Here is a 16,914-nt window from a genome sequence, read left to right on the forward strand (position 1 = left end):
GGTCGCGGGTTCGAGTCCCGTCCGCTGCGCCACTTTTTCTTCAGATGGGTGTCATCACCGGTCTGAGGTCTGAAGGCCGAGAGCACTTCAGGCCGATCCCAGTTTCAATCAGGCGCAAGCCTGAGCGATACGCAGCGGTAGTTCAGTCGGTTAGAATACCGGCCTGTCACGCCGGGGGTCGCGGGTTCGAGTCCCGTCCGCTGCGCCATCTTCGCTTCGAGGTCCCATGAACACCTTGAAGCAACAATCAAAGCGATCAGCGTGTCGCTTTTTTTGTGCCTGCCTTTCGAGCCGTGATCGAAAGGGGGATCCCAGTTTCAATCAGGCATAAGCCTGAGCGATACGCAGCGGTAGTTCAGTCGGTTAGAATACCGGCCTGTCACGCCGGGGGTCGCGGGTTCGAGTCCCGTCCGCTGCGCCATCTTCGCTTCGAGGCCCCATGAACACCTCGAAGCAACACGAAAGCGACCTTAGGGTCGCTTTTTTGCTTTCTGGGCCCGCCTCATTCAAGTGGGCCTGCTTGTCGGTTATATGAATTTTGCCCAGCCAAGCGTGCAACGCGGTTTCAGTGATGAGCCATGTGTTGCACAATAGGCGCAGTTTGTCCTACCCGGAATCCATGATGTCCAGAACCTCCGTCTTCGGTGCGCTCGGGCTAGCCCTTGTGCTGGCGGGCGTATCCGGTTGCTCCTCGAAGAAGCCCGCCATCTACGAGCACGAAAACTTCGACGACTCGGGCACGTTTTCGCGCAGCTTCCCGGTCAGCGAAGCTGGCTCGTGCGAGGCAGCCCGGCGCGCGCTGCTCAGTCAGGGTTACATCATCACCAGCAGCGGTGCCAACCAGATCGCGGGTAACAAGAGTTTCCAGCAGAACGCCGAGAATCACCTGCAGATCAGCTTCAACATCACCTGTGTCCCGGACAGCGGTGATGAGCAGCGCTCCACCATGTTCGCCAACGCCCTGCAGGATCGTTATGCGCTGAAGAAATCCAACACCTCTGCGAGCCTTGGCGTGGGCGTGCTGGGTTCGGTATCCATGCCTATCGGTTCGACTGACGATTCCATGGTCAAGGTGGCCAGCGAGACAGTCACTGCGCCGCAGTTCTACGAGCGCTATTTCGCCTTGGTCGAAAGTTACCTGCCAAAGCCTAAGAAAGTGAAAAAGGCCGAGCCCAAGGTCGAGACGCCCAAGTCCGAAAAGCCGGCTGCTGATCTGGGGCTGCCAGAGCAGACCTCTGCACAGCCTGTGGCCGCGCCGCTCGCGGTCAGCGCACCGGCTTCGACAGCTGAGCCCGTACCGCCCCCAGCCCCAGTTGCAGCCCCAGCACCCGCAGCCCTCGCGGCGCCTGCCAGCGAAGTACCGGCGGCACCCATGGTCGAAGATAGCCAGGGCTCGCAGCCTGTCACCCCGCCTGCCGAACCTGCGCCGATCCAGGTGCAGCAGGAGGCTCCTGTAACCGAGGCGGCGCCTGCGCCTTTGTAAAGGCGATCACCTAACTTCCCGAACGTCGGCTACGTTTACCTTTCATAAACCTGTCATGAAACCTTCATCCGTCCCGCTTAGCGTGACGGCATGACCCGAACAGATGAATGAGAAGAGGAAGCAAGCCAATGGATGACTATCAGGAAGAGTTGCTCGAATACCAGGCCTATGAGCTGGACCCTATGGAGCCGGCGGACGACGCCACCGAGCTCTAGCATTTCACACAGGCCTTAGCCCACCCGCCGCTGATTGCGGCGAAACTCCCCCGGCGTCAGGCTGGTCCAGCGCTTGAATGCGCGCTGGAAGGCCTCCGCCGACGCAAACCCCAAAAGATAAGCGATTTCACCAAAGGCCAGCTCCGTGTCGCGGATGTAGGTTTCGGCGAGGTCGCGGCGTGTGTCATTGAGCAGGTTGCGAAACCGCGTGCCTTCCTCGGCCAGCTTGCGACGCAGGGTCCAGGTAGGCAGTTGCAGGTGACGCGCCACGGCTTCAAGGTCCGGTTCCTGTCCACCATTGAGCAACGGGCCGAGCAGATGAGTGATGCGCTCACCCAGGCTGCGCACGCGGGTGCGTTGGGCCAATTCCGCTTCGCACAGCTGCAACAGGTGCTGCCAGGTGCTGGGGCAATGCTGGAGGTTGGGCAAATCCAGGGTTGCGCGGTCCAGGCGCAATTGGTTGCTGGATGCGCCAAACTGCACCGGGGTTGCGCTCAACGCCTGGTATTGGGCCGCATAGCTGGGCGCCTGGAATTCGATCTCCATGCGCTCGGCCTGCACCGAGTGGCCTGCCAAGTGCGAGAGTTGGGCCAGCCAGCCAGCCAGCAGCGAGTCGACCACGAAACGGTTGTAGGCATTGTAGGGGCTGATGGAGTAGAAGCGCAGCCAAGCGCCGTGGGCGTCCTCCTGAAAGCTCGACTGGCCCCGGTAATTGGCGGCATACAGCGGCTCGAAGTGCAGCAGGACACGCGCGGCCTCGCCCAGGGTCGGGGCCTGGGCTGCCGTGACGCCAGCCAGCCCTGCCTGGGCCAGACGACTCAAGCGGCCCATGTGCAGGCCTAGGGCTGGTTCGCCGCACAGCTCGATGGCGGCATGACCCAAATGCATGTAGCGGGGAATCGACAGGCGTGCGCCCGCTTCGGCCAGGCGAGGGTGGTCCAGTCCATAGCGGCGTAGGAGAGGAGCCGGGTCGTGGCCCAGTTGCTGGAGTGCTTCGCCCAGCGGTTGGACGAAGCCCACCGAGAGGTCGCCCAGGCGTACGCGAGGCCGAGTCATGGGACTACAACCAGAGGTTGAGCAGGCGGGCACCCTGGCTGGAGCTGCCGGCCAAATGCGTGCCTGCCTGGTTGGCAAAGCCCTGTCCGTCACTGCCTTGTTCCCAAAACTGGCCACGCAGGAATACGCTCAGGCTTGGGGTGATGCTGTTGGCGGTCAGGGTCAGTTGTTGCCAGGCCGTCTGTTCGCTGACTTCGCCACGTTGCAGTGGCAATTCGGCCGTCGCGTCCTGGTGGCGGTTGCCGCGCCAGGGTGTATTCCAGGTGTCCTTGCCGCTGAGGAAAACAGGATTGGCGATCAGATCCACCGACTGCTGCGCCAATTGCCGGTAGTTTTCCGGGTACCAGCTGTCGCTGCCCACCAGCACGCCGAGGCGGCCAGCCGGGGTCTGAATGACCTGCAAGGGAAACTTGCGTCCGTGATGGACGTAGCGGCGTACTTCGCTGTCCGGATACTGTTGGCGTTGGGGTTGGCCCAGTACCGAACCGTCACCGCCGAACACTAGGCTGCTGTTGAACAGAGGGCCGCTGCCGGGGCGCAGCACGCCGTTATCCAGGTAAGGCGCGGGCAGGACGATGGAGCCTGCCACCAGCGTCACGCCGAACTCCTTGGCCAGGCCACCGAACAGTTGCTGATAGTCGCTGGCCATCTGTTCGGCCTTCATTCGCAGGTGGGCGTCGGAGCGGCGATCGTCACCGGTGGCGGTGAGCATGGCCAAACCGTAGCGCAGTGGGTTGCTCACCTCCAGCCACTGCCAGGCTTCGTGGCGCTGGGTGACCTGGTACAGCTCGTTCTTTTCACCCCGGGCCCAGAGCCAAGTGCCGATGTGTTCCGGCAACACCACCACTGTACGCGGGCTGACCAGACCTTGGGCGCGAGCCTGTTCCAGATAGGCTGACAGCTTGCGGTGCAGACGTTGCAGGTTCTGGTAATCGCCCGGGTAGAGCACCGGTTCGATTCCCAGCAAGTTGCCGTGTTCGCCCGGTACGCCGTGGTTGAGCGCCAGTTCGATTCGCAAATCGGAAAGGTAATGGCCTTCCGGTCGCTGCATCGTCCAGAAGCCGTAGCCGCAGAGGGCGGCGATCATCACCAGCGCTAGAGCGCCTGCCAGGAATTTTCGCATGAAGCGCCAAGGCACCTTCACTGTATAGGGTGCCCTAGGGTAGACCTGCTGTGCAGGAGGATCAATAAGTTGTCAGTTTCGATCATTGAGCCTGTTCAAACGGCTGTTTAATGTCGATGTCTATAAACGACGGGGCCTGCGAGGCACCCGCGCTCCGTGATCCTGCCACCTGGGAGTTCATCCATGGCCGCCACCCTTTATCCGCACCTGCTGGCCCCGCTCGACTTAGGTTTTACCACCTTGCGCAATCGGACCTTGATGGGTTCGATGCACACAGGCCTTGAGGAGCGCCCAGGTGGTTTCGAACGCATGGCCGCCTATTTCGCCGAGCGGGCTCGGGGGGGTGTCGGCCTGATGGTCACCGGTGGCATCGCGCCGAACGACGAAGGTGGGGTGTATTCCGGCGCGGCCAAGCTCAGTACCGAGGAGGAGGCTGACAAGCACCGGATCGTCACCGAGGCTGTGCATGCCTCCGGTGGCAAGATCTGTCTGCAGATACTGCACGCCGGGCGTTACGCCTATAGCCCACGCCAAGTCGCGCCCAGCGCCATCCAGGCGCCGATCAACCCGTTCAAACCCAAGGAGCTGGACGAGCAGGGCATCGAGAAGCAGATCGCCGACTTCGTCAACTGCGCCACGCTGGCCAAGCGCGCGGGCTACGACGGCGTCGAAATCATGGGGTCGGAAGGCTACTTCATCAACCAGTTCCTCGCCGCCCATACCAACCAGCGTACCGACCGTTGGGGCGGCAGCTACGAGAACCGCATGCGCCTGGCCGTTGAAATCGTGCGCCGGGTGCGTGAGGCAGTCGGGACCGATTTCATCATCATCTTCCGCCTGTCGATGCTCGACCTGGTCGAAGGGGGCAGCACCTGGGACGAGATCGTGCAACTGGCCAAGGCCATCGAGCAGGCCGGGGCTACCTTGATCAACACCGGTATCGGCTGGCACGAGGCGCGCATTCCAACCATCGCCACCAAGGTGCCGCGCGCGGCTTTCACCAAAGTGACCGCCAAGCTGCGGGGCGCTGTGAGCATTCCGCTGATCACCACCAACCGTATCAACACGCCGGAAGTGGCCGAAGCCGTGCTGGCTGAAGGCGATGCCGACATGGTGTCAATGGCCCGGCCATTCCTGGCTGACCCGGAGTTCGTCAACAAGGCCGCCGCAGGCCACAGCGAAGAGATCAACACCTGCATCGGTTGCAACCAGGCCTGCCTGGACCACACCTTCGCCGGTAAACTCACCAGTTGCCTGGTCAACCCTCGTGCCTGTCACGAGACCGAACTCAACTACCTTCCGGTCACCCAGACCAAGCGCATCGCCGTGGTCGGCGCCGGCCCTGCGGGCCTGGCCGCGGCTACTGTGGCCGCCGAACGTGGTCACCAGGTGACGCTGTTCGACAGTGCCAGTGAGATCGGCGGGCAGTTCAACGTCGCCAAACGTGTCCCAGGCAAGGAAGAGTTCCATGAAACCCTGCGTTACTTCCGCAACAAGGTGGAGCGCACCGGTGTCGACCTGCGTCTGAATACTCGGGTCGGGGTCGATCAGCTGGTGGCGGGCGGTTTTGACGAGATCATTCTCGCCACCGGCATCAGCCCGCGCACGCCGGCGATTCCAGGCATCGAGCATGCCAAGGTGCTGAGCTACCTGGACGTGCTGCTCGAGCGCAAGCCGGTGGGCAAGCGTGTGGCGGTGATCGGTGCGGGCGGCATCGGTTTCGACGTATCCGAGTACCTGGTACATGAAGGGGTCGCTACCAGCCAGGATCGCGAGGCGTTCTGGAAAGAGTGGGGCATCGATACCCATCTCGAGGCCCGTGGTGGTGTGGCAGGCATCAAGGCCGAGCCGCATGCGCCAGCGCGGCAGGTGTACCTGTTGCAGCGTAAGAAAACCAAGGTCGGCGATGGCCTGGGCAAGACCACAGGCTGGATTCACCGCACGGGCCTGAAGAACAAGCGGGTACAGATGCTCAACAGTGTGGAATACCTAGCCATCGACAATGATGGCCTGCATGTGCGTATCGGCGAGGGCGAGCCGCAGGTGCTGGCAGTGGACAATGTCGTCATCTGCGCGGGCCAGGAGCCGCTGCGTGAGCTGTATGACGGGCTGGTCGCGGCGGGGCAGTCGGTGCACCTGATCGGTGGGGCGGACGTTGCGGCGGAGCTCGATGCCAAGCGGGCAATCAACCAGGGGTCGAGGTTGGCTGCTCAATTGTGATCGTCTCGAGGGCGCGGGGGCGCTGTGCGCCCCCCCCACGTCACTCTATCTGGACTTGGGAAGTTTCCTCAGAACGCTCGGAAACGTCGCCTATTGGGGGATTCAGCACAGCACATAGGCTCTTGGGCTACCCGGACTTATGAGAGCGCTGCATGTTTTCCTCAAAGATGCTCGAAGCACTTACATTCTTGCGTTGGTTCAAAGCGGGTGTGTTTCTTGGAATGTTGACCGGACCTCTTTGTAGCGAGGCGGCAGAGACCGTCATCAGCGCTCGCTACAACGGTAATGCTTCTGGAGAATTCGAGAGCACCACGCCCGAGGCTGCCTATTGCAAGAGGTTCCCTGGCCGGTGCGGTGAGTACAAGCTGTTCACGGCAAACTTGCCCATTACCTACGATAGACAGTCGGTACATGGTTCCCCGGACCCTCGCCGGCAGTTCTACTTAAAGGCGCCTGCGAGCCGTACCGTTCGGGTGACCCATGATAAGGGCATTGACGCCCATGAGCTGCAGTTCGAGATTACTCACCTCAGCCAGGGGCTGACGAACGACCCTAGGTTCCCGGGGGCGGCGAATCCGGTGTTCACGGCCTACGTCTACGGAGGGTGCAGTCATGTCGCGGCAACAGCCGTAGGTTCGATGAGTTATTACCTGCGGGCCGTTCGTTCTCCCGCAAATCCAACAGGTTGTTACTCAAGCGGTCAAGAGGGCAATGCGGGTGATGTTCATCAGAATCCCGTCGACACACTGGGCGTGGGCTATAGACTGGCCATGCCTTCGGCGTTGCGAATGAAACAGGGTATCTATCGGGGCAGCCTTGATTTCACTGTTGGCCCTGGAGGCGATTTTGACTTGGGCGAGGGGGTTACCAACCTCAATTCGCCAACCCTGCGGATCAACTTCGAACTCGATGTCCAGCACGCCTTCGCTCTGGACTTTCCCGCCGCGAGCGACCGTGCCGTGCTGGAGCCTCCTGGGGGCTGGTCGCGATGGCTCGGGGGTGGCACGCCGCCCTCTCGCCTGGAGCGCAGCCTGCGCTTGAACCTGTGGTCCACTGGCCCGTTCAAGGTCTACAAGATGTGTCAATACGATCAAGGGACGAGCTGTGGCATTCGCAACGGCGCGGGCCACCAGGTGCCGGTAGACGTGGCCTTGACGCTGCCCTCAAGCGTGCAACATGCCAATGCGCCTGTGCAGCGATTGACTATTCCGACCGGCCGCGCTAGCGCCTTGGCGTTTGAAATGGCGATGCCCGTGGCTGGCCAGTCGGGGCAGTTGCACTTCGATGTCGTCTCCCAGCATGTCAAATCCATGCTCGACTATCCCGGCAGCACGTATCTAGGCGATGTGACAGTGTTGTTCGATGCCACGCTTTGAGCGGGTGGCGCGGGTGGTGCAAAGGCGGAGCACGGGGTGCACAGCAGCACCCTGATCTCGATACACTCTCACGATGTCTAACGCCTTTGCCGACCTTCCCCAAGCACCTTTGCAGTCGTTGTCCTTGCCCTGGCTCGAGCACGCCGGTGTCCAACTCGCCGTGCTGCGTCTGGATCTGATCGACCCGCTGATCAGCGGCAACAAAGGCTTCAAGCTTCGCCATCACCTGCTCGACGCCCATGCCATGGGCGCCCCTGGGCTGATTAGTCTGGGCGGTAATCACTCCAATCACCTTCACGCCCTGGCGGCGGCGGGCAAGCGCTTTGGCTTCGCCACTGCGGGGCTGCTGCGTGGACATCCGCAGGACACACCCACGGTTCGTGACCTGCAGGCCTTTGGCATGGAGCTGCACTGGCTGGGTTACGCCGGCTACCGGGCGCGACACCAGGCCGGTTTCTGGGCGCCCTGGCAGGCGCGCTATCCCGGGTGGTACTGCATTCCCGAAGGCGGGGGCGGGCTGGCAGGGGCCGAGGGTTGTCGACTGATCGTCGAGCAGGCTCGGACGCAACTCCCGGCGCTCGGTTGGGAGGAATACCACGGCTGGTGGCTGGCAGTGGGGACCGGCACCACGCTGGCGGGCTTGGTGATGGCAGAGCAGGGGCTTCGTGAGGTGCACGGGGCCCTGGCGGTGCCCCCCGGGCATGGCGTCGAAGAAAACCTCTCGGCCTTGGTGCAGGGCGGTCATGAACTGCATGACGCGTGCCGTGGCGGATTCGCCCGGATCGACGATGAACTGCTGGCGTTCATCGACCAGAGCGAGCGCGAAAGTGGCCTGCCGTTGGAAGCGGTGTACACCGGCAAGGCCTTGCTGGCCCTGCGCGATCAGGTCGTGGCCGGGCGTTTTGCGCGCGGCACACGCCTGATCTTCCTGCACACCGGCGGGCTGCAGGGACGTCGCGGTTATTTGTAGGGCAGCATGCGCAGCAGCGTGTCGTCGCGGCGCACATAGTGGTGATAGAGGCCGGCCACGGCGTGCAGGCCGATCAACCAGTAGCCCCAGCTGCCGACTCGCTCATGCCAGCCTTTGACGAATTTGGCCAAGTCCTGATCGGGCGCGACCAGTGCAGGCAGGTCGAGGCCATAGAACGGGATCGGTTTGTCGGCGGCGCTGAGGATGATCCAACCGGCGATTGGCAGGCCGATCATCATCACGTACAGCAGCAGATGCACCAGGTGCGCCAGCCCCGTCTGCCAGGCCGGAGGTTTGGGCACGATCGGTGGGGTCGGGCGGCTCAGGCGCAGGGCCAGGCGCAGCCAGACCAGCACGAACACCGTCAGGCCGAGCATGAAGTGCAACTCTTTCATCAGGTCGCGCTCGGCGCTGCCTTTGGGAAACAGGCCGCGCAGCTCGATGGTGGCGTAGACCGCAGCCAGCAGCACCAGCATCAGCCAGTGCAGGGCGATGGACAGACGCGCGTAATGCGCCGTGGGCGTGGGTGAAGCCATGGTGGTTCCTCATCATCAGGTCGGAATTGCGCTCTTGGGTGGCGCGTGGGAGGTATTTTAATGGCAGGCTGGATTTTTTCTTTGCGCCAGGTCGATGAAATTTGATCTTGGTGTGGCCCCGATGTGAGGTCGGGGCGTTTTGATTATCAAGCCGAGAGTTGCGGCCAACTGTCGGCGACCAGGAACACTCGCTCGGCCTCTTGCCAGGTACCGTCCCCGGCCACCTCAAGCCTGACCAGCAATTGCGCGCGCGCCTGATCGTCCAGTTCGCCCAGCCAGGCCTCGAACTGCAGGGGCGACCAGCACGCCATGGCCTCCACCCGCGCCGGTGCCAGCCAGGCATGGCGGGGCAGGGGCTGCCAGCGTCCGGTTGGATTGGCCTGCTGGTAATCAGGCCAGTCGCTTCGACGCAACCAGCGCCCGCGCAGATGTTGTGCGTTGGCGCCGACCGGCGATTCGGCAAGCAATGGCCAAGGGTAGAACAGGTAGCCGCCGAGCCAGGCATGTGCCCGTGCCTCGTGCACCCCTAGCGATGCCAGGGCCTGGCGGCTCTGGGGCCAGGACGAGATTGTCAACTGATGGCGGGCCAGGTGGCCCAGTTTGCGGTCCAGGCGGTCATGGCAGCCCGGGCCCAGCCAGTGCGCCGGATCATGGCCGTCCCCGCCGGAGGGCCCCAGGTAGAGCTTGATGGCCAGTTCCAGATGGTGAACGCCTTCCCGGTCACGCAGGACGATATCCAGCTCTCCCAGCGTGTGTCCGCCTTCGCGGATCGGCAGGTTGGCTGCCAGCAGCTCGACGCCGGGCGCCTGGCCCAGGGCGAACTGCCACAGGCTTTCGTAGTACAGCCCAAGGCGGTGGCTGGTGAGGCGGGCGAGCCAGTCGAGCAGCGCCTGGTCGTCCTGGTCCAGCGCCAGTAGCCACTGTCGCAGGCGTTCGGGGTCGTCCGCCCAGGCACTGGCCGTCAACGGGTGACGTTGCGCGCAGGGCGGTTGGCTCAGCAGGGCAGGCGACAACATTGTCCACGCCAGGTCGCGTACGGCGGGGCGGCGCAACTGGCCAGGGAGGTCGTGAAGATCGGCGAAAGGCGTCATCCAGCGAGCATAGCCGGTTTGCCGCTGGCTGGTCGTTTCGCCCATAATCCCAAGGGCCACACTGGCCATCCGTCACCCGCCGCAGAGCCTTGCAGGAGCACCATGGAGCAATTTCGCAATATCGGTATCATCGGTCGCCTTGGCAGCTCCCAGGTGCTGGACACCATTCGCCGACTGAAAAAATTCCTGATCGAGCGCCACCTGCATGTGATCCTCGAGGACACCATTGCCGAGGTGCTGCCCGGCCATGGCCTGCAAACCTCCACACGCAAGCTGCTGGGCGAGGTCTGCGACCTGGTCATCGTGGTCGGTGGCGACGGCAGTCTGCTCGGCGCCGCCCGCGCCCTGGCTCGACACAACATCCCGGTGCTGGGGATCAACCGCGGCAACCTGGGCTTTCTCACCGACATCCGTCCCGACGAGCTGGAGACCAAGGTCGCCGAGGTGCTCGACGGCCATTACCTGGTGGAAAACCGCTTCCTGCTGCAGGCGGAGGTGCGTCGTCACAACGAGGCCATCGGCCAGGGCGATGCGCTCAATGACGTGGTACTGCACCCAGGCAAGTCGACGCGGATGATCGAGTTCGAGATCTACATCGATGGCCAGTTCGTCTGCAGCCAGAAGGCCGACGGCCTGATCATCGCCACCCCCACCGGCTCCACTGCCTACGCGCTCTCCGCGGGTGGGCCGATCATGCACCCAAAGCTCGACGCCATCGTCATCGTGCCGATGTACCCGCACACTTTGTCTGGACGGCCGATCGTGGTGGACGGCAACAGTGAACTCAAGATCGTCGTCTCCCAGGACCTGCAGATCTACCCGCAGGTCTCCTGCGACGGCCAGAACCACTTCACCTGCGCCCCAGGCGACACCATCACGGTAAGCAAGAAACCGCAGAAGCTGCGCCTGATCCATCCGCTGGACCATAACTACTACGAGGTGTGCCGCACCAAGCTCGGCTGGGGCAGCCGTCTGGGGAGTGGAGGCGACTGATGTTCGATCCGGCACGCAGTTTCGACATCATCGGCGATGTACACGGTTGTGCCCTGACCCTGGAGCGCCTGCTCGACGCGATGGGTTACAAGCGCCAGGGGGGCGTGTGGCGCCATCCTCGCCGCCAGGCGCTGTTCCTCGGCGATATCGTCGATCGCGGCCCGCGCATCCGCGAGGCCCTGCACATCGTCCATGACATGGTCGAAGCCGGGCAGGCCTTCTGCATCATGGGCAATCATGAGTACAACGCCCTGGCCTGGGTCACTCCGGCGCTGCCAGGCAGCGGCAAGACCTACGTGCGCGAGCACACCCCGCGCCACGCTCGGCTGATCGACGAAACCCTGACCCAGTTCGCCCAGCACCCAGGTGACTGGCACGATTTCCTGCAATGGTTCTATGAGCTGCCGTTGTTCGTCGACGCTGGGCGCTTCCGCCTGGTCCATGCCTGCTGGGACCCGGGGCTGATCGAGCCGCTGCGCCGGGAGTACCCGAACGGGTGCATCGATGAGCATTTCATCCAGGCCTCGGCGGTCTCCGGTAGCTTTGCATCTACCGTGTGCAACCGCCTGCTGCGCGGTACCGACATGCGCCTGCCGGACGGTCTGACGCTGACCGGTGGCGATGGTCTGACTCGTGCCTTCTTCCGCACCAAGTTCTGGGAAGAAGACCCTCAAACCTATGGAGACATTGTGTTCCAGCCCGACGCCCTGCCCGAGGACGTAGCCCGCACACCCCTGAGCCACAGCCAGAAAAACGCCCTGCTGCGTTACGCCGAGGACGAGCCGTTACTGTTCGTCGGTCACTACTGGCGCAGCGGCCGCCCGGCCCCGATCCGCGGCAACCTGGCCTGCCTGGACTACAGCGCCGTGCTCTACGGAAAACTGGCGGCCTACCGCCTGGATGATGAAACCCGCATTGACCCCCACAAGTTCGTCTGGGTCGATGTCGAACGCCTGCAGGCCAGCCAATGAACGTGATCGCCGCAATGCGCCTGCCGCTGTCGGTCGACCTGGGCGGATTCGTCAAGATGTTGCGCCGGTTGCAGGTCCCGCACCGGGTGGTCGAGCAGGGACAGGAGCAGATCCTCTGGGTGCCGGCGTCGCTGGCCGAGGACGTGCGCGAGCTGTATCAGCGCTATCCGGAGGGCAACGACGAGATCCAGTTGCCCGAAGAAGTGCTCGCGGGCATGGCCCAGCGTCCCTCCCTGGCTGAGCAGGCCCGGGCCTGCAAGATCACTGCCGGGATGCTGCTGGTGTGCCTGGTCGTCGCCGTGCTGACCGGTCTGGGTGACAACCTGTCGACGGTCGGCTGGTTCACCTTCCTGGATTTCCGAGTGCAGGGCCAGTACCTGTACTTCACCTCGCTGGAGCAGGGCTTGGCCGAGGGGCAGTGGTGGCGACTGGTGTCGCCGATGCTGCTGCATTTCGGTGTGCTGCACCTGGCCATGAACGCCCTGTGGTACTGGGAGTTGGGGCGTCGCATCGAGTTGCGCCAGGGCCCTTGGGCGTTGCTGGGCCTGACCTTGCTGTTCAGCCTGGTGTCCAACCTGGCCCAGCATTACACCAGCGGCCCCAGCCTGTTCGGCGGCCTGTCCGGTGTGCTCTACGGTTTGCTCGGGCATGTCTGGCTGTACCAGTGGCTGGCGCCCAGCCCGTTGTTCAGCCTGCCCAAGGGCGTACTGGTGATGATGCTGGTGTGGCTGTTGATCTGCCTGACCGGCGTGGTCGGCCAGCTCGGCTTCGGCCAGATCGCCAATGCCGCCCACGTCGGTGGACTGCTCATCGGATGCCTGACCGGGCTCTTGGGCGGGGCCCTGGCACGGCGTAAACTGTCGGCTTGATTTAGGAGATGTTATGTCCACCTTTGCGCAAATGATCGAAAACATCACCCCCGAGATCTACGAGAGCCTGAAACTGGCCGTGGAAATCGGCAAATGGGCTGACGGCCGCAAGCTGACCCCGGAGCAGAAAGCGCTGTCGCTGCAGGCGGTGATCGCCTGGGAGATGAAGAACCTGCCCGAGGAGCAGCGCACCGGCTATATGGGCCCACAGGAGTGCGCGTCGAAATCGGCACCGGTCCCCAACATTCTGTTCAAGTCGGACTCGGTACATTGATCGAACTCGCTCGTGGCTCTCTGAGCAAAATGGCGGTGCGCCTGGAAGCACCGGTTGTCCAATACGCCTTTCGCCTCGGTGAGGAGCAGGTGCCGGTCAATCCACTGATCGGTAAGACCCTGCGCCTGGAGTACCTCGGCGCCATCCACTGCACCCACTGCGGCAAGCGCACCAAGACCAGCTTCAGCCAGGGTTACTGCTACCCGTGCATGACCAAGCTGGCCCAGTGCGATGTCTGCATCATGGCCCCGGAAAAATGCCATTACGACGCCGGCACCTGCCGTGAGCCGTCCTGGGGCGAGCAGTTCTGCATGACCGACCATGTGGTGTACCTGGCCAACTCCTCGGGTATCAAGGTCGGTATCACCCGCGCCACCCAACTGCCCACCCGCTGGCTCGACCAGGGTGCCAGCCAGGCCTTGCCGATCCTGCGCGTGGCCACCCGGCAACAGTCCGGCCTGGTCGAGGATCTGCTGCGCAGCCAGGTACCGGACCGCACCAACTGGCGAGCGCTGCTCAAGGGCGACGCCGACGTGCTCGATTTGCCAGCCATCCGCGAACAGATCTTCGATGCCTGCGCCGAGGGCCTGCAGGGCTTGCAGGCGCGCTTTGGCCTGCAGGCGATCCAGCCGCTGGCCGACGCCGAAGTGGTCGAAATGCGCTACCCGGTCGAGGCCTATCCGAAAAAGATCGTGAGCTTCAACCTGGACAAAGACCCGGTGGCCGAAGGCACGCTGCTGGGCATCAAGGGCCAGTACCTGATCTTCGACACCGGTGTGATCAACATTCGCAAGTACACGGCCTATCAATTGGCCGTGCACCAGTAAAAGGACCAGCACGATGCGTACCGAACAACCGCAAGTGATCTACCTCAAGGATTACCAGGCGCCTGAGTACCTGATCGACGAGACGCACCTGACGTTCGAGCTGTTCGAGGACCACAGCCTGGTCCATGCGCAGTTGGTCATGCGCCGCAACCCGGCCCGGGGCGCTGGTCTGCCGCCGCTGGTGCTCGACGGCCAGCAACTGGAGCTTCTGAGCGTGCAGCTGGATGACCAGACGCTGGCCACCGGCGACTATCAGGTCGATGACGAAAGCCTGACCGTGCAGCCTAAGGCCGAGCGGTTCACCCTCGACACCAGCGTGAAGATCCATCCAGAGAGCAATACCGCGCTCGAAGGCCTGTACAAGTCCGGCAAGATGTTCTGCACCCAGTGCGAGGCCGAGGGTTTTCGCAAGATCACCTACTACCTCGATCGCCCGGACGTGATGAGCAAATTCACCACCACAGTGATCGCCGAGCAGCATCGCTACCCGGTGTTGCTGTCCAACGGCAACCCGGTCGGCAGCGGACCGGCCGAGGACGGTCGTCACTGGGCAACGTGGGAAGACCCGTTCATGAAACCGGCCTACCTGTTCGCCCTGGTGGCCGGTGACCTGTGGTGCGTCGAGGACACCTTCACCCGTCAGTCCGGTCGTGACGTGACCCTGCGTATCTACGTGGAGCCGGAGAACATCGACAAGTGCGACCACGCCATGGTCAGCCTCAAGAAGTCCATGCGCTGGGACGAGGAGGTCTATGGCCGTGAATACGACCTGGACATCTTCATGATCGTCGCGGTCAACGACTTCAACATGGGCGCCATGGAAAACAAGGGCCTGAACATCTTCAACTCCAGCTGTGTGCTGGCGCGCGCCGAAACGGCTACCGACGCCGCCCACCAGCGTGTCGAAGGCGTGGTGGCCCATGAATACTTCCACAACTGGTCGGGCAACCGGGTGACCTGCCGCGACTGGTTCCAGCTGTCGCTCAAGGAAGGCTTCACCGTGTTCCGCGACGCCGAGTTCAGCGCCGACATGAACTCGCGCACGGTCAAGCGCATCGAGGACGTAGCCTACCTGCGCACGCACCAGTTCGCCGAGGATGCAGGTCCCATGGCCCACCCGGTTCGCCCGGACAGCTTCATCGAGATTTCCAACTTCTACACACTGACCGTGTATGAAAAGGGTGCCGAAGTGGTGCGCATGGTCCGTACCCTGCTGGGCAGCGAAGGCTTCCGCAAGGGCAGCGACCTGTACTTCGAGCGTCATGACGGCCAGGCCGTGACCTGCGATGACTTCATCAAGGCCATGGAAGACGCCAACGGTGTGGACCTGACCCAGTTCAAGCGTTGGTATAGCCAGGCAGGCACGCCGCGCCTGGAGGTCCGCGAAGCCTATGACGCCGCCGCGCAGACCTACAGCCTGACTTTCCGCCAGAGCTGCCCGCAGACCCCGGACAAAGCCCAGAAGCAACCGTTCGTGATCCCTGTGGAACTGGGCCTGTTGGATGCCCAGGGCAACGACCTGCCACTGCGACTGGCCGGCGAAGCTGTGCCGCAGGGCACCAGCCGCGTGCTGTCGGTGACCGAAGCCGAGCAGACCTTCACCTTCGAAGGCATCGCCGCCAAGCCACTGCCGTCGTTGCTGCGTGGTTTCAGCGCGCCGGTCAAGCTGAGCTTCCCCTACGATCGCGACCAGTTGATGTTCCTCATGCAGCACGACAGCGATGGCTTCAACCGCTGGGAAGCGGGTCAGCAGCTGTCGGTGCAGGTGTTGCAGGAGCTGATCGGCCAGTATCAGCGTGGCGAGACCCTCAAGCTCGATCAGCGGCTGATCACTGCCCTGGGCACGGTACTGGGCAATGCGTCGCTCGATGCAGCGATGGTCGCCGAGATGCTATCGCTGCCAGGTGAGGCGTACCTGACCGAGATCAGCCAGGTGGCCGACGTCGATGCCATCCATGCCGCCCGCGAATTCGCCCGCAAGCAGATCGCCGAGCAGCTGTTCGACGCCCTGTGGGCGCGCTACCAGGCCAACCGCGAAGTCTCCGGCAAGACCCCTTACGTCGCCGAGGCCGAGCACTTCGCGCGCCGCAGCCTGCAGAACATCGCCCTGTCGTACCTGATGCTCACCGGCAAGCCGCAGGTGTTGCAGGCGACATTGGAGCAGTTCGAGCACTGCGACAACATGACCGAGCGTCTCACCGCCCTGGCGGTGCTGGTCAATTCGCCGTTCGAGGCCGAGCGCGCCAAGGCCCTGGAAGCCTTCGCCGAGCACTTCAAGGACAACCCGTTGGTCATGGACCAGTGGTTCAGCGTGCAGGCCGCCAGCCCCCGGCCGGGTGGCCTGGCGCGGGTCAAGGCGCTGATGCAGCACCCGGCTTTCACCCTGAAGAACCCCAACAAGGTGCGTGCGCTGATCGGTGCCTTCGCCGGGCAGAACCTGGTGAACTTCCACGCCGCCGACGGTTCGGGCTACCGCTTCCTGGCGGACCTGGTGATCGAGCTCAACGCCCTCAACCCGCAGATCGCTTCGCGCCAGTTGGCGCCGCTGACCCGCTGGCGCAAGTACGACGATGCGCGCCAGGCTCTGATGCGTGGCGAGCTGGAGCGCATCCTGGCTTGTGGTGCGCTGTCCAGCGATGTGTATGAAGTGGTGAGCAAGAGTCTGGCCTGAACCGGACTGACAGGGGCTGCTGGGCAGCCCCATTGCAGGCTTCGTCAGCTCCTATCAACCTAGGTGGGAGCTGGCGAAGCCTGCGATGGGGCGCAGCAGCCCCTTTCTTTTGCTTAACAAAACATAACGTCCCACTCGTTGTTTTCCCGCCGATATCCCCGATAGGATGGCCCCAAAGCCATTGCAGTGCTCTGGAACAGGGTTTTCGCAGCACCTGCCAATAGGCTTACCCACTACAA

At 63.2% G+C, this 16,914-nt stretch carries 14 protein-coding genes and 3 tRNA genes (1 of these 17 running past the window's edge); 13 read left to right on the plus strand and 4 right to left on the minus strand.

The window, feature by feature from the left end; all coding sequences use genetic code 11:
- The 4 genes from HMPREF3173_RS11990 to HMPREF3173_RS12005 all read left to right on the plus strand — a co-directional run.
- Window positions 1-32 (plus strand) — tRNA-OTHER (locus HMPREF3173_RS11990) (it extends 50 nt beyond the left edge of the window).
- Window positions 33-131: 99 nt separating this feature from the next.
- A tRNA-Asp gene (locus HMPREF3173_RS11995) sits at window positions 132-208 on the plus strand.
- A gap of 136 nt (window positions 209-344) precedes the next feature.
- A tRNA-Asp gene (locus HMPREF3173_RS12000) sits at window positions 345-421 on the plus strand.
- A gap of 201 nt (window positions 422-622) precedes the next feature.
- Window positions 623-1,483 (plus strand): DUF2242 domain-containing protein, encoded by an 861-nt coding sequence (locus HMPREF3173_RS12005; RefSeq protein ID WP_070573320.1) that lies wholly within the window; start codon window positions 623-625, stop codon window positions 1,481-1,483.
- Window positions 1,484-1,713: 230 nt separating this feature from the next.
- Here the strand turns inward: HMPREF3173_RS12005 and HMPREF3173_RS12010 are convergent, their stop codons facing one another.
- Together HMPREF3173_RS12010 and HMPREF3173_RS12015 are read right to left on the minus strand one after the other, a co-directional pair.
- The gene (locus HMPREF3173_RS12010) at window positions 1,714-2,754 is read right to left on the minus strand and encodes an AraC family transcriptional regulator (RefSeq protein WP_070573322.1); all 1,041 of its coding nucleotides are present in this window, start codon (window positions 2,752-2,754) and stop codon (window positions 1,714-1,716) included.
- Window positions 2,755-2,758: 4 nt separating this feature from the next.
- Window positions 2,759-3,877 carry a carbon-nitrogen hydrolase family protein gene (locus HMPREF3173_RS12015; RefSeq protein ID WP_070573324.1) on the minus strand — a complete coding sequence of 373 codons (1,119 nt, stop codon included), beginning with the start codon at window positions 3,875-3,877 and terminating at the stop codon, window positions 2,759-2,761.
- Window positions 3,878-4,060: 183 nt separating this feature from the next.
- Between HMPREF3173_RS12015 and HMPREF3173_RS12020 the strand changes: the two genes are divergently transcribed.
- The 3 genes from HMPREF3173_RS12020 (at window position 4,061) to HMPREF3173_RS12030 (ending at window position 8,443) form a co-directional block, all read left to right on the plus strand.
- Window positions 4,061-6,097 carry an NADPH-dependent 2,4-dienoyl-CoA reductase gene (locus HMPREF3173_RS12020; RefSeq protein WP_070573326.1) on the plus strand — a complete coding sequence of 679 codons (2,037 nt, stop codon included), beginning with the start codon at window positions 4,061-4,063 and terminating at the stop codon, window positions 6,095-6,097.
- Between the two features lie 152 nt (window positions 6,098-6,249).
- Window positions 6,250-7,473 carry a hypothetical protein gene (locus HMPREF3173_RS12025; RefSeq protein WP_083300018.1) on the plus strand — a complete coding sequence of 408 codons (1,224 nt, stop codon included), beginning with the start codon at window positions 6,250-6,252 and terminating at the stop codon, window positions 7,471-7,473.
- A 73-nt stretch (window positions 7,474-7,546) separates the two neighbouring features.
- Complete coding sequence (locus tag HMPREF3173_RS12030) at window positions 7,547-8,443, plus strand: 1-aminocyclopropane-1-carboxylate deaminase/D-cysteine desulfhydrase (RefSeq protein ID WP_070573327.1); 897 nt, start codon at window positions 7,547-7,549, stop codon at window positions 8,441-8,443.
- Here the strand turns inward: HMPREF3173_RS12030 and HMPREF3173_RS12035 are convergent.
- Both HMPREF3173_RS12035 and HMPREF3173_RS12040 read right to left on the minus strand, forming a co-directional pair.
- On the minus strand, window positions 8,434-8,979 hold the full coding sequence (locus HMPREF3173_RS12035) for a cytochrome b (protein ID WP_043206798.1): 546 nt from the start codon (window positions 8,977-8,979) through the stop codon (window positions 8,434-8,436). The genes HMPREF3173_RS12030 and HMPREF3173_RS12035 overlap by 10 nt on opposite strands.
- A gap of 146 nt (window positions 8,980-9,125) precedes the next feature.
- Window positions 9,126-10,115 (minus strand): DUF1853 family protein, encoded by a 990-nt coding sequence (locus tag HMPREF3173_RS12040; RefSeq protein ID WP_070573330.1) that lies wholly within the window; start codon window positions 10,113-10,115, stop codon window positions 9,126-9,128.
- A gap of 57 nt (window positions 10,116-10,172) precedes the next feature.
- Here HMPREF3173_RS12040 and HMPREF3173_RS12045 point away from each other — a divergent pair, with 57 nt between their 5' ends.
- The 6 genes from HMPREF3173_RS12045 to pepN are packed head-to-tail and all read left to right on the plus strand — an operon-like array spanning window position 10,173 to window position 16,675.
- Window positions 10,173-11,063: an NAD(+) kinase gene (locus HMPREF3173_RS12045; protein WP_043206793.1), complete on the plus strand. Its 891-nt coding sequence runs from the start codon at window positions 10,173-10,175 to the stop codon at window positions 11,061-11,063.
- Window positions 11,063-12,034 carry a metallophosphoesterase gene (locus HMPREF3173_RS12050; RefSeq protein WP_070573332.1) on the plus strand — a complete coding sequence of 324 codons (972 nt, stop codon included), beginning with the start codon at window positions 11,063-11,065 and terminating at the stop codon, window positions 12,032-12,034. Before HMPREF3173_RS12045 ends, HMPREF3173_RS12050 begins: the two co-directional genes overlap by 1 nt.
- Complete coding sequence (locus tag HMPREF3173_RS12055; RefSeq protein WP_070573334.1) at window positions 12,031-12,903, plus strand: rhomboid family intramembrane serine protease; 873 nt, start codon at window positions 12,031-12,033, stop codon at window positions 12,901-12,903. The genes HMPREF3173_RS12050 and HMPREF3173_RS12055 overlap by 4 nt, the downstream gene beginning before the upstream one ends.
- A 13-nt stretch (window positions 12,904-12,916) precedes the next feature.
- Window positions 12,917-13,177: a YeaC family protein gene (locus HMPREF3173_RS12060; RefSeq protein ID WP_043206786.1), complete on the plus strand. Its 261-nt coding sequence runs from the start codon at window positions 12,917-12,919 to the stop codon at window positions 13,175-13,177.
- Entirely contained in the window at window positions 13,174-14,004 is an 831-nt protein-coding gene (locus HMPREF3173_RS12065) for a DUF2797 domain-containing protein (RefSeq protein ID WP_043206785.1), read from the plus strand. Before HMPREF3173_RS12060 ends, HMPREF3173_RS12065 begins: the two co-directional genes overlap by 4 nt.
- A gap of 13 nt (window positions 14,005-14,017) precedes the next feature.
- A complete protein-coding gene (gene pepN / locus HMPREF3173_RS12070; protein WP_070573336.1) occupies window positions 14,018-16,675 on the plus strand; it encodes an aminopeptidase N in 2,658 nt (885 codons plus the stop codon).
- Window positions 16,676-16,914: the final 239 nt, after the last annotated feature.

Origin of the sequence: Pseudomonas sp. HMSC08G10, assembly GCF_001808425.1 — a bacterium.
Lineage (GTDB): Bacteria > Pseudomonadota > Gammaproteobacteria > Pseudomonadales > Pseudomonadaceae > Aquipseudomonas > Aquipseudomonas guariconensis.